Source organism: Metabacillus litoralis (assembly GCF_003667825.1).
Classification (GTDB): domain Bacteria; phylum Bacillota; class Bacilli; order Bacillales; family Bacillaceae; genus Metabacillus; species Metabacillus litoralis_B.
In genome coordinates this window covers 4,942,062-4,955,883 of the sequence record NZ_CP033043.1, presented here as the reverse complement: position 1 = coordinate 4,955,883, position 13,822 = coordinate 4,942,062, and the positions used below count along the sequence as shown (strand labels likewise).

The 13,822-nt window shown below is 37.5% G+C and carries 10 protein-coding genes; 3 read left to right on the top strand and 7 right to left on the bottom strand.

What is annotated here, in order from left to right; translation table 11 throughout:
• Window positions 1-38 precede the first annotated feature (38 nt).
• The gene (gene addA / locus D9842_RS24260; RefSeq protein WP_121664671.1) at window positions 39-3,767 is read right to left on the bottom strand and encodes a helicase-exonuclease AddAB subunit AddA; all 3,729 of its coding nucleotides are present in this window, start codon (window positions 3,765-3,767) and stop codon (window positions 39-41) included.
• A complete protein-coding gene (gene addB, locus D9842_RS24255) occupies window positions 3,760-7,251 on the bottom strand; it encodes a helicase-exonuclease AddAB subunit AddB (RefSeq protein ID WP_121664670.1) in 3,492 nt (1,163 codons plus the stop codon). Before addB ends, addA begins: the two co-directional genes overlap by 8 nt.
• A 243-nt stretch (window positions 7,252-7,494) precedes the next feature.
• Here addB and D9842_RS24250 point away from each other — a divergent pair, with 243 nt between their 5' ends.
• Window positions 7,495-8,634 carry an MFS transporter gene (locus tag D9842_RS24250; protein WP_121664669.1) on the top strand — a complete coding sequence of 380 codons (1,140 nt, stop codon included), beginning with the start codon at window positions 7,495-7,497 and terminating at the stop codon, window positions 8,632-8,634.
• Window positions 8,635-8,657: 23 nt separating this feature from the next.
• On the opposite strand, the gene D9842_RS24245 is transcribed toward D9842_RS24250, so the two are convergent.
• From D9842_RS24245 to D9842_RS24230, 3 genes are all read right to left on the bottom strand, one after another.
• Window positions 8,658-9,830, bottom strand: a complete 1,173-nt coding sequence (locus D9842_RS24245; RefSeq protein ID WP_121664668.1) for a thiolase family protein — start codon at window positions 9,828-9,830, stop codon at window positions 8,658-8,660.
• Window positions 9,831-10,513: 683 nt separating this feature from the next.
• Complete coding sequence (gene lepB, locus D9842_RS24235) at window positions 10,514-11,017, bottom strand: signal peptidase I (RefSeq protein ID WP_098794852.1); 504 nt, start codon at window positions 11,015-11,017, stop codon at window positions 10,514-10,516.
• Window positions 11,018-11,032: 15 nt separating this feature from the next.
• Entirely contained in the window at window positions 11,033-11,650 is a 618-nt protein-coding gene (locus D9842_RS24230; RefSeq protein WP_121664666.1) for a TVP38/TMEM64 family protein, read from the bottom strand.
• A gap of 158 nt (window positions 11,651-11,808) precedes the next feature.
• Here D9842_RS24230 and D9842_RS24225 point away from each other — a divergent pair, with 158 nt between their 5' ends.
• On the top strand, window positions 11,809-12,195 hold the full coding sequence (locus tag D9842_RS24225; RefSeq protein WP_121664665.1) for a YhjD family protein: 387 nt from the start codon (window positions 11,809-11,811) through the stop codon (window positions 12,193-12,195).
• Between the two features lie 383 nt (window positions 12,196-12,578).
• Here D9842_RS24225 and D9842_RS24215 read toward each other — a convergent pair whose 3' ends face one another.
• Both D9842_RS24215 and D9842_RS26445 read right to left on the bottom strand, forming a co-directional pair.
• Window positions 12,579-13,151, bottom strand: coding sequence for a competence protein ComK (locus tag D9842_RS24215; protein WP_121664663.1), 573 nt, complete (start codon window positions 13,149-13,151; stop codon window positions 12,579-12,581).
• A gap of 130 nt (window positions 13,152-13,281) precedes the next feature.
• The gene (locus tag D9842_RS26445) at window positions 13,282-13,407 is read right to left on the bottom strand and encodes a hypothetical protein (RefSeq protein WP_257535942.1); all 126 of its coding nucleotides are present in this window, start codon (window positions 13,405-13,407) and stop codon (window positions 13,282-13,284) included.
• A gap of 153 nt (window positions 13,408-13,560) precedes the next feature.
• Here D9842_RS26445 and D9842_RS24210 point away from each other — a divergent pair, with 153 nt between their 5' ends.
• Window positions 13,561-13,794 carry an IDEAL domain-containing protein gene (locus tag D9842_RS24210; protein ID WP_121664662.1) on the top strand — a complete coding sequence of 78 codons (234 nt, stop codon included), beginning with the start codon at window positions 13,561-13,563 and terminating at the stop codon, window positions 13,792-13,794.
• Window positions 13,795-13,822: the final 28 nt, after the last annotated feature.

Genomic DNA, 13,822 nt, shown 5'->3' with positions numbered 1-13,822 from the left:
TAGAATGCAATCGATGGATATTCACCGATTGCATCTTTTTACATTTTTATGAGATGTCCTCCGTCGAAGAAAAATAAATATTTTTCTTGTAAAGGACGGTGGATAATATCTTCGATTGCTTTTGTATACAAATCAATTTGAACTCGATAGCGATCACTTAATATGTTTTCAAGCTCATCTTTTTCTGCTGTTATTCTACCTTGTATCGTATCAGTTTTGTAATCTAACAAAACAGTACCATGTTCATCTTCAAATAAACAGTCGATTACTCCTTGAACTAAAATCGGTTCATCCTTCACATTTTCATAAAGAGTATTTGCCTCTAACGCATAACTAAATGGAATTTCTCGATAAACATTGTGTGCATTTTGCAATCTTAGGCCGATATCTGAAGAGAAAAAGGCAACAATTTGCCCGATATTGATCACTTTAGCCAAATCTTCTGTAAGAATTTCCTTTGTAACAAGCTCTTCCACTTTCTTTTCAATTTCAGCTTTTGTTACTTTTTCAGTTAAAGGAATGTGCTGCATGACAGCATGCATGGCTGTTCCTCTCTCAGCCGGTGATATTGACTTGCTTTGCATAAAGCTTGGTCGATTATATAACAATGATTGAGAGGCTTGTTTCTTAATGAGCTGCTGATCACTATACTCATCTGTAATCTCCCGTTGTCTTTTCATCTCTGTCACAGATTGCTTAGAGCGACTTTTTGTTGCTTGCTGGAATGGGTACGACCAAGAAAGCTGATCTATGACTACTTGCTTCTGCTCACTTTCAAGCATCACAGCTTCACCTTTTTGAATAGAACTAAGCAATTCATCATTTCGTTCTTGATCATCCTTGAATGCTTCAACAAGCTCTTCTCCTTTTACTTGTTGAATTGTCCATCGCGATGGGTGACTTGATATTTCTTCTGTTAAACAAATTTGTCCATCACCTAACACAACACAATCTTTATGGCGAATTAACGCAGGGCCAACCCAATCAAGGTAACTTTTCGCTTTAGCCCGTTCAAAATCAGGTAATAGCCAATCTTGATGTGCTATGTGATTTCTCCAGTTCGTTATCGTTTTATCCGGGTCCTTTAATGTTCCTACTAAATACAGCTTTTCTTTTGCACGAGTAAGCGCAACATAAAGCACTCGCATTTCCTCAGCAAGAAGTTCCATTCTCATTTTTTTCTTCAGAGCAATATAAGGCAGTGTTGGGTAGCTTACTCGAAGTTTAGGGTTAATAAGCTTTGTCCCAAATCCAAGCTCTTTATCTAGCAAATACTTTTTATTTAAATCCATCATATTAAATTGCTTGGAAAGCCCTGCAACAAACACGATTGGAAACTCTAACCCTTTACTGCTGTGAATTGTCATAAGCCTTACGACATCCTCTTGCTCTCCAAGCGCACGTGCTGCCCCTAAATCATCGCCGCGGTCCTGCATACGTTCAATAAAACGTAAAAAGCGGAATAGCCCTCTAAATGACGTTGCTTCATATTGACGGGCGCGATCATATAGAGCACGAAGATTTGCTTGTCGTTGTTTTCCACCAGGCATTCCGCCAACAAAATCAAAAAACTTTGTATCACGGTAAAGCTGCCATATTAAATCGGAAACTGATCCTTGTCTCGCTATGTCTCTCCAGCCCTGCAAAAGATCAATAAAAGGATGTAACTTTTCATAAAGCTTTTCATACCTTGCATCGTTAGAAGCCAAAAAGGCTTTAACTGCATCATAAAACATTCCTTTATGATCGAATGTACGAATAATGGCCAATTCATTTTCCGATAAACCAACGACTGGTGAACGAAGTGCTGCAGCTAACGGGATATCTTGATATGGATTGTCAATGATCTTCAGAAGGGATAGCATGATCGCTACTTCAGTTGCTTCAAAATAGCCATCTGATAAATTCGCATAAACCGGAATTCCAGCTTGCTTAAATTCTTCCATTATTTGTGGCGCCCATGGCATAGAGCGCAGAAGAATGACAACATCTCGATACGTAACAGGACGCGTTCCACCAATTCCACGATCGTATACAGGAAATTGTTCGTCTATTAATGTCTTAATCTTACGAGCCATTAATCTCGCTTCAAGCTGAACAGTTTCTAGCTCTTGTTCATCAAAAACGCCCTCGGTTTCTGTGTCACCATCTTTTTCTTGTTCGTCTCCACTACCACGTTCAATGAGTAAAAGCTCCGTTTTCATCAGATCATTTTCTGGATACGTGGCACCAAGCTTTAATTCTGCGTCATTATCGTACACAATTTCTCCAACTGTTTCGCCCATAATTTGTTTAAATAAATAGTTCGTTCCATCTAGCACTTCTGAGCGGCTTCGGAAGTTTTTCGATAAATCAATGCGCATTCCTGTTTGCTCAGCAGATTGTGTAAATCGTTTATATTTGCTTAAAAATAGAAAAGGCTCTGCAAGACGGAAGCGGTATATGGATTGCTTTACATCTCCTACCATGAAGAGATTTCCTGTTGCTTCTTCGTCTTTTGTCACAAGCTTTAAAATCGATTCTTGAACGAGATTCGTATCTTGATACTCATCAACAAGAACCTCTACAAACTGCTGTTTATAATAAAGAGACGCTTCACTTGGTTTATTTTCATCTGTTTGCAGAATTTGTAAACAATAATGCTCTAGATCAGCAAAATCGACGATTCCTTTTTCTTTTTTCATGCCTTCATAACGATGGGCAAACTGCTGAACAAGATCAACAAGCTTTTTGACAACAGGCTTTAAATGAACAAAATCCTGCCTATAATGCTGAAGGGAACGAGAAAACAATTCATCACGTAATTGCTCGATTTGCTTTTTAACCGCATTACGCAAAGCTGTCACTTGATCTGTTAAACTCTTATCATATTGATCACCCTTGACGATCTTAGCACGTGACATTTTAAACTTTTTTAGTTGTTCACCCATTTCATCCCAAGAATGCTTATGCGCCAGTATATCTGACAGCAGCTTTAAGTCATCGTCAAGGTTTTCCGCACGTGGAGCAGGTCCGGCTGGTTTTTTCGTAAGCTCCATTGCTTGAAGAAGCTGCTCCCGAGCACCTGATAACTGCATCTCAATATCCTGCATTAGGTAGTTCATAAACGGTAACGAATTCATATCAAAGTCATCGTCTAGGTCATACATGGCAGCAAGCTGATTCAGCCAAACACTTGGCATTGGATGTGATCTTGAAAAAAAGTACAGCTCTCGAATTAAAGATTGAAGCTCAAGATCACTTCGGTCAGATGTATAACGATCAACTAAATCAAAAAATTCTTCGTTATCTTCCTGACTGTATTCCTCTTCAAATAATTCATCAAGAACTTCATCAATTAAAAGCTGACCTTCTGTTGAATCAGCAATACGGAAGCTAGGATCAATATTAATCAAGTAATAATACTTTCGGACAACCTGTAAACAGAACGAGTGTAGAGTTGAAATTGATGCTTTATTGAGTAATGTAAGCTGTCTGCGTAAGTGTAGTGAAGATGGATTTTCCTTTAGTGCTTTTTCAAGTGCCTCACCAATACGGTGCCTCATCTCAGCTGCAGAAGCATTTGTAAACGTAACAACTAATAAAGAATCAACATCAACAGGATTTTCTTTTGAAAGAATTTTACGAATGATTCGTTCAACTAAAACGGCTGTTTTTCCCGATCCGGCAGCAGCGGCTACTAATATGTCTTGTCCACTTGCAGCAATTGCCTTCCATTGATCATCCGTCCATTGGCTGTTCTCAGGCTTAGCTATGATTTCACTCATCAACTCCAGCCTCCTCTCTCATTCGTTTTAATACTTCATCATTTTTTTCACTTTTTAAGATACGGTAGTTATTTTCCTCTAACGATTCATCAAATTGACATACAGATTTATATTCACAATACGTACAAGGCATTTTATCCTTAAGCTTGTAAGGGCTAATATCGATTATTCCATCTGTAATATTCGTTCCAATCTTCTTGAAAGTGGATCGCACGTGTTGACGCAATAACTCGAATTCAGCTTCACTCGCTATAGAGGATGTGGAGCGAAATCCTCCATCCTTTTTCAAGCCGGCAGCAATGATATTTGAACTGGTTCCTTCCGTAAGAGACTGATCCATCAATTTCACTGCTTCCTCATCACCGAGTAAAAGTCCTTTCATTTTAAACTTCTTAAAAATTTCATCATCAAGCTTTTCTTCCGGTAAAAGAGAAGAAGCCTGAATCATTGGATCATGAACATGGAAATATAATACCCCGGCAGGAGTAGCTTCAATTCCTAACCACAGCTTTGAGTTCGAAATAATAACATCTAAATAGGTTAGCATTTGAAGCGCTAAACCATAATAGACCTCAGAAAGCTGGACATTTTTTTCACTTGATTTATAATCAACAATTCTTAACAGTACACCATTTGAACCTGTTGCTTTATCAACTCTATCAATTCTTCCCGCAACCTCCATCGTACAGCCATTTGGCAATGTAAAACGAATGGGTGGTAGTTCTCCACCTTTACCAAAACCAAGCTCTAGGCCAACTGGTGCAAAGCCACTCGCCTTTGCGTGTTCACTAAGAATAGATGAAGCACGGGCAAGAATTTTCTGTAGCTTTCGCTTGATATAATGATAACGATTTGAGCTTAATAAGATTTCTTTTTGTAATCTTGGTGCAAGCTGCTCAACCGCATCATTAGAAAGTCGCTCACATTGATCCTTCGTTAACTCTTTCCAATCCAATTTTAAATGATGTAAGCGATCAGAAATCAGTTTCAAGGCAGAGTGGAACATTTGCCCTATATCAGGTGCCTCAAGCTTGAAAAACTGTCTTTCTCTTAGCTTTAAACCATGTGAAGCAAAATGAGAGAATGGGCAGCTGTTGAATTTCTCCATTCGCGACACACTTCCTTGAATATGTTCACCATATAGTTCACGACTAACAGATGTTTCTAGCTGTTCTGGTCTATTTTCATACGTTAAACTGCTTAACACCTTCTGAGTGAGTTGTTGATTATCAGATGAGACAAAGTAGTTATAAGCATCCCACCATAATGAGTGAATCGGATATCCTCTTTTCCACGATTGCAATTGAGATGTAACATAAGAAAGTGTTACATGATGGTTTACGATAAACGATAATTGCTCTTTTGGTGAAAGCTGCTCCGGCTCATTCAATAAGCGCTGCTGCTTTATTGTTGGAAACATTTCTTCCATTCGCTTAATAATGACAGAAGGCAACAATGCCTTTCCTTCTTCATCCGCCATCGCATAGGAGAGATATAATTTTTCAGATGAACTTGATAATGCCATATAAATGATAAAGTTTTCATCAAGCAGCTGCTGTCTTGCGGTTGGTGCAAGATTGACCCCCTGATAATGAAGAGCCTCTCGATCATCCTCTGTTAAAATGCCTTCTTCCTTTGGTCGAGCAGGAATAACCCCATCATTTACTCCAACAATAAATGAGCACTTCACGTTGAAAAACCTGGATTTTTCAAGATCTGCAATTAGCACCTGGTCAATTGCTGGTGGCACTAACGAGAATTTCATTGACTCCAAACCTGTTTCAAGCATCTCTGAGAAAAGCTTTAAAGACACAGGTTCTTCCGCCATCATTTCAACGAACTCGTCTAATAAGTTTATGACTGCCTGCCAAACCTGATCATGCTCTCTCGCTTCTAATAACAACCCTTTTTCTTCTGCTGCAATCCGAAGTCCTTCAAGCTTTTCAGGAATGTGCAATTCTTCTAAATAAAGAAACAAAGCTTCTGCCATCTCTTGACCATTTTGACTTCGCTTTAACCTTTTATGCAAAGTTTGAATTGGTTGAACAATAAGCTCTCGTAACTGATTTAGCTTGTCCTCCATTTCTTTTTCGTCATCTGTGACAACAAATTCATCATCAAGTGAATAGAAACGGCGGTAACGAAAACGATCCCCATTTGTCCACTTCGATCCCTGAATGCCATAAGAAAGAACATAGTTTTCTAACAAGTCCATATCTTCGCGCATAGCATATTTGTCTTTTTTAATCGGAAACAGCAGCTCTGTTTTCACAGCACGAAATACTGCTTCATAACGCCAAAATCCATTGATAATTTCGATTGTAGAACGAATTAACTCCACTAAAGGATGATTGAGCATGGAACGCTTTTGATCAATAAAAAACGGTACTTCATAATCACGGAATACCTGTTCAATCACATCTCGATAATCATTGGAATTTCGTATAAGTAGAGCAAGATCACGATAACGATAATGACCATTTCTAATAAGTGATTGAATTTCCCTTGCAATTCCTTCAACCTCAGAGCGGCGATTGGTAGCCTGAAAAATCGTAACATCAGGATCTTGATCAAAAACAGTTGTTGGTCTTATATCATAAAATGCTTCTAAATGTTGTAACGACTGACTTCCAGCATAGCGATGCTGTTCTTTAAGAACTATTGGCTCGTCCACTTGCTTACCTGCCTCAGTAGCCAGCTCGAGAATGGTATTGTACGTTTTTCCCGTCATTTGAAATAAGTGCAATTCATGAGGCAGGAATTCTTTATATGCTTTATCTGCAGTAAGAGCAATCTTTACATTTTGTGCATGCTTCATTAAGGCAGCAACCACTTCATATTCTTGTGGCGTAAAGCTATGAAAGCCATCAATATAAATATCAGCAGATTGTAAATAACTTGAGTTTTCTACCTTTTCAGCTAATAGCTTCAAATAATCCTCAGAATCTACGTATTTATGGCTTAATTGAATTTCCAGTTGTTTATAAAGAATGGCCATGTCATGAAGTTTATCGGTTAATGATTTACGATCATGCTCGGTTTGAGCATTTGCTACAAACTCTTCCAACTCTTGAGGTGATAAGCAATATCGTTTAAACTCTGTTAACATAACTTCTAGCTGTTCAATAAAGCCATTTTTATCACTTGCTTTGGCAAATACTTTAAAATCTTGTTTATACTCCTCAACGAGTTTCCGGAGAAGCATTTGAATTCCAGTACCAGATAAATGATGACGAGTCATTCCCCCTGTTTCCTGTAAAACTCTCCAAGCTAAACGGCTAAAGCTAAATGTTTGTGCACGTATCATCCCACCTAAATTTGGTGTACGTATTAACTCATATTCTGCCCCAAACGTCATTTGGTCTGGTACGAGATAAATAATCGGACGGCCAATTGGTTCTTGAAAGAGCCTGTCTCTTATTTCATTTAACATCGTCTCTGTTTTCCCGGTTCCAGAGCGCCCCAAGATAAATTGAATACTCATGTTTATTCCCCACTTACGTTTTAGAGTGTTATTAAACGGTCATTTTCTTTGTTCTTATATGAAAAAACAACTACCACAACTAAAGTAGCGTGGTAGTTTTTTAGTATTAATTTTCGATCTAGCTATCTCTTACTATTTTACTTTACTTTACAGGCAAATTCCATTTTTCATCTCTACCAACTTTTGTATAAGGAATACACCTCTATTACTCTTGAAACATACGTTATCATTAGGAGGTATCTGATGATGAAGGATCGTATCGTGGAACTGTTTTTCTGGTTTGCGGCTGTTTGTGTGGCTAGTAATATTTATTTACTTATCCCGATTTATACCGAACTTGCAGAAGGGCTGTCGATTACATATGGTGAAGCCGTTTTTTCAAGTACAATCTTTACGTTTTGTTACGCAACAGGACTACTATGCTTTGGTCCAATATCAGCTTCACTTTCAAAAAGAAATGTATTGTTTTTCGGCATGGTTGCCTCCTTTTGCTTAACGCTGATAATCACCTTTTCCACTTCACTCACAAGTTTTTACCTTTCTAGAGGACTTCAAGGATTTGTGTTAGGAAGCTTTGCCCCTGTTGCCTATGCCTATTGCTTTGATGCGTTTACAGTAAACAGGAGAACATTCATTATTGCGATCATTAATACAGGGTTTTTAATGGCTGGTATTATCGGACAACTGATTAGTTCGCTAACGGTGAATGTGCTAGATTGGCGGGCTGTTTTTTATTTCTTCGGGGTAAGTTATTTATGTTTGTCTCTATGTGCCTTCTATCTTCTTCCTAATGTGTCCGTTCAAAAGAAAAGGAAACCTGCCGACACCTTCACAACAGGTAGACTAATTCAAACCCCAATCATTTTAGGACTTAGCATAACCTTTATTACTTTGATGTCATTTGTTTCTATTTATGAAGAATTTGCTCAATACTATGTTGAACTAGAAAAAGAACTTTTTTACAGTAGATGTATCGCCTTAATTGGTACGCCTCTTTCCTTATTCAGCAGCTTTTGGATAAAAAAATATTCACTCATTAACATCTTGCTTACTTGCATAGCGATGATCATCTCTTCCCTCGCACTCATGTTATTAACAAAACAGCTCATACTAATCACCATCTTATCCTTATTCTTTGTCTCTGCTGTCGCTATTTTTATTCCATCACTCATTACATTTATCGGTGAATCGGCCGGGGATAAGCGAGCAACAGCCATTTCTTTGTATTCATTTACATTATTAACAGGTGCTAGTATAGGTCCACTCGTAGCAAACCTTTTATCTTTTCAGTATGTACTTCTATTATTTATTGTTTTGTTTGGAGTTGCATTCACTTTTCTACTAAGCTATAACAGATTGACTCAAAACAAAATTAGAGACTGAGAATCTCAGCCTCTTGCTATTTCTTAGTCTCTTTCAATAAACAAGGCTACCCCTATGCCACCACCTACACATAATGCAGCAAGACCTTTTTGCGCCTCTCTTCGTTGCATTTCATGCAAAAGACTAACCACAATACGAGAACCTGTACAGCCAATTGGATGTCCTAAGCTAATTCCACTTCCATTAACATTTACTTTTTCTCTATCCAGCTCCAGCTGTTTCTCAACAGCAAGATATTGAGCAGCAAAGGCCTCATTTATTTCAACAACATCTAGATCTTGAACAGACCAATTTAATGATGCTAATCCCTTTTGAATAGCTGGAACAGGACCGATTCCCATTACTTTTGGATCTACCCCAGCAACAGTATAGTGTGATATTTTCGCTAAAATCGGCAATCCTCTTTTTTCCGCTTCTTCTCTTGACATTAAAACAAGTGCAGCCGCCCCATCATTCAAGGAAGAAGCATTCCCGGCTGTTACTGTTCCATTCTCTCTAAAAATCGGTGCTAAAGCCGTGAGTTTATCACTTGAAACCTGTCGTGGTCCTTCATCTTGAGAAACAACATTTTCCCCTTTACGCGTTTTCACACTTATCGGCAAGATTTCTTGTGCAAACTTCCCACCTTCAATTGCCGCTAAAGCACGATTATGACTTGATAATGCAAGTTCATCCTGCTCTTTTCTTGTGATACCATATTCCTCTGCCACATTTTCAGCTGTTTCCCCCATCATTATATGGTGAATTGGATCCTCTAATATTTCCCACACACTGTCTGTTACCTGGCCATGCTGAAGACGTGATCCCCATCGATGCTGCTTAAGTAAGTATGGACTTGAGCTCATTACCTCCACTCCGCCTGCTATCACAATATTTGAATGTCCTGTTTGAATTTGCATAGCTGCAGATAAAATAGCCTGTAACCCTGATGCACACTGTCGCTGGATTGTATAACCTGTTGTTGTATCAGGAAATTCAGCTAATAGAGCCGCTGTCCTCGCTGTATTAGGCTCATCTGTCCTTTGAATACAATGTCCTAAAATCACTTCTTCCACATCTTGCTTTTGAAGCTTACTTCTTTTTACAACCTCGTCTAGAACAGGTACAGCTAATTGTGTAGGTGAAAGGTCTTTGAAAGCGCCTCCAAAAGAACCAATAGGTGTTCGCACTGCTGCAGTAATCACAACCTCTCGCATTTCTCCATCCCCCTTAATTCATGTTTCTGAGCCATTGCTCATTACTTTCATTATAATATAGTTTAATAGAAATATTAGGGAATTTTTTCTTCTTTGTGTATGTTTGATTTTTTATATTTTGATTGATTGGGGGTTCTGAAGAACGTTTGTGGGGATTCTATTGGGCTGGGCTTCATCATCCGGGCTTTTGAAGACCATCTGTGACTGATTCTATCTAGGGTTTGTCGTTCATCCACCTTATGAACGACACCACTCTCTCTTACCTCAACACTTTTGTCGTTCATCACCCCTATGAACGACACCACTCTCTCTCCTCTCCAACACTTTTGTCGTTCATCTCCCCTATGAACGACACCACTCGCTCTTCCACCAACACTTTTGTCGTTCATCACCCCTATGAACGACACCACTCGCTCTTACCTCAACACTTTTGTCGTTCATCACCCCTATGAACGACACCACTCTCTCTTACCTCAACACTTTTGTCGTTCATCGCCCCTATGAACGACACCACTCTCTCTTACCTCAACACTTTTGTCGTTCATCGCCCCTATGAACGACACCACTCTCTCTTCTACACCGCCACTTTTGTCATTCATCCACCTAATGAACAACAGCACACGCCCTCCCTTTATCAACAAAAAAATGCTAACTCCACAAGTTATAAACAAGTTGAGTTAGCATTATTCTTCATTACCTACAATTCCTATGACATCATCCATTTTCACTAAACCAAAATGACGACTGTCCCGGCTTTGGATACGGTTGTCACCTATAACAAATATATAACCTTTTGGTATTGTTCCTTTATCTATAATATCCTCGAGCGTAAAGTTTCCTGTCTGCTTCGTAACATCTAGATCTTCAGGAGAAAGAAAAGGTTCATTTACAGCCTTTCCATTTACATAAAGCTGATCATCCTTATAATGAAGTTCATCACCCGGAAGACCAATCACTCTTTTCACATAAATGTCGTCACTATTTGGGAGTTGGAATACGACCACATCAAATCTCTTTAACGAGGAAAAATATAAGCTTAACTTGTTAATAGAAAGCAATCTTCCTTCCTCATATGTTGGCTGCATGGAAACTCCCTCTACCTTATATTCAACAAAAATCAAATTTTTCACAATAATAGCTGTTAAACATACTCCTACTGCCGTAAAAGCAATTTTACGCTTTTTCATATAACCTCCTAAAGGTTAGTGTTCTTTTTTCTCAACCGTTATGGTAGTATTCAGTCTTTTTTCGACTCTTTTTCCAATAAACCATAGTAAAAAGATTACAACCCCTGCTATAACAGATCGAATTGGCTTTGTTATAAGAGCGTGCAGATCCTGCCCAATAAAACTTACCAAGAAAATCATAACTAGTTTCCCCGACAGAACTGCTAATATAAACTGCCAGTAACTAATTCTGGACAAACCTGCAACAACATTAATCGCTGCCGACGGAGTAAACGGAAAACAAAGAATTAGAAAAAGCGGGCTAAATCCTCTTCGTTCAATCCAGGTTAACAGCTTTTTAATTCCCTTTTTTTCTTTCAGGCTCTTAAAAACTCTCCATTCGCCAAGTTTCCTCATTATAACGAATACAATAATAGCACCTAAACAAGCCCCAATCCAAGATAAAAAAAATCCCATCCATAGTCCAAATGAATTTACATTGGCAACAATAAAGATAACTAGTGGTAAAAATGGAAAAAAGGCTTCTAACATTGGTAATAATATAGCGAAAAATGGACCAAATGAACGATAGGTCTCAAATAGTTCCATTAAATATTCTAATGTAAAAATGTCCTGCAACGTCTCAAAGTTCATCTTATACTCCTTGTAAAATCCTTTGTATCTATTGTACACACTTATGTTAAAACTTAAAAGATACAGGTACTTACTAAGTTTGTCATACTTGCGAATTTATTAGGATTCGATTATAATTAAATACGAACAAATGTTCTGTATCGATAGGGGGCATTTCTGTGACAAGAATACCAAGTGACGTTCGAGACATGATCGAACAAGCAATTTATTTACCGATGGCTGTTTCAATTTTTAATAGAGATTTAGCAGTTATTCAACAAAGTCCATTTAAATTACATCGTCCATATTTATCTATTGTTGAAGAGTCGTTAAAACTCGCACAAAAGGATTTGGCTGACGTTAAGCGAGAGCTTCAAAAACGAAACATTAAAGTTCATCAGGTTGAACGAGACGAAGCATTCACTCTTTATTCCTTTATTTACAACGGATATGAAGAAAAACACAATTATTTTAATCCTAGAATTCGAAACAAAGTATCTGAAATTATGGAATTATATTTATTTAAACCAGAAAAGACAAATTTTGGAAAAAGTACACAAACATAAATATTAGTGCTCACTTAATAAAGAAAAATAAGTTCAACTAGGTCCAATCAAAAAATCTAAAAATGACTCTTATTCCATACCATACTATTCGGAACGGTAGAAAAATAAGTTCAGGAAAATAAAAGACAACATCCGCAAAGAAATCGAATATGGAATAAGTATCATGCTTTCTTTTGGCTCTTCGTTTTCTTAAATGTTTCTCTCTTCTCTTTTTAAATGACATCATATTCTCCTTTGTAATCAAACTGTCTTAGCAGTAATACGAATAAACATGCCTAAATGTTGCATTATTAGTTAATCCTTATGTGTTAGGTAGACCCTGAAAAAGCTACCCACAAATCGGATAGCTTCGTCTCGTTCTATCTTATTCACAATGAAGTTAATTATTGAAATCGATTCATTTCTCTTATCATTTGTTCATAAAATGAACTAACTTCCTTCTCACCTTTCGGAAAAAGAAGCATATTTATTTTTCTTTGTTCCTGTTCAATTCTTGAAGAAATAATCGTTCTTAACTGTGCTGTGCGGAAAAGTTGATTTTCAAAGGACCCTACTGACATTGGTAACGTTATTACTTTACCATTTGTAAATGTAATGCAAGTATTGTCTTCATTCGTTCCTACATATTCTTTCACAAAACTATGTGAAAGCCATGCACAATGTGGCCGTGTGGAGGATGTTGTTGGGAAGAAGTAAATTGAGTTTGCCGGGTCAATTACAATTGGTGGTTTATGTGTAACACCCATTAAGTCTTTAGTCCCTTCCTTCCTGCCATTATAACTGCTCCCAAAATATCTGCAACTTTGGTCAATAACATCCATTGGGCGTTTTCCAACAGTAAGATCTTGCTCAAGCTCTAGTACCTCAGTGATGTACCTATTTTCACCAGGGAGAATGGCCATAGTAAATCGGTTAATAAGATAATCTTCCACTACCATTTTGTTCGTATCAATCACCGTTTTGCACCTCTTACTAAATTATTAGGTAAAATATCCCATAAATAATCTAGCATGTCTTTTTTAAAAATTCTATAAATTTACAAAAACTCCATAAAAAAATGACTTCTTTTACATATTTGTAAAGAAGTCATTCATTATTCTGAGCTGCTGAATCCTCAAATGGGCTTCTCAAACGATCTCTATCTTCCATTTCAATTCCAACCAGTGGATTTAAAGCTGTTGGTGATAATTCTGTTTCTTCTTCCTTATACATGACATCACATCCTTTGGAATATCTTTTCCTATTGTAAGATTTTCATACATTCCAAAAATATTCCTGTTAAATTTTTTAAAAATTTTAACAATTTGGTTGATTTTCTCCTAAAAATTCCATACAATATAAAAAAGGCATCAGGGGTGATCTTTCATGAAAAATAAAAAGTCGTCGTACACTGAAATCATGAAGTCCCGTAACACGAAAAACGTTCCATCCGAGCAACCTGTATTAGACATGTATATTCAAATGATTTTGGATGAAGCGTTGTTTAACAGGAAAAAAGAATTGCTAGAAGAACGTATCAATGATGCACTTGACACAAAGAACAAGACAGTATTTATGAAACTATCAAAAGAATACAAAGGATTGCGTAAGCTAGGATAAGGCTGCCATGTGCAGTCTTTATTTCTGT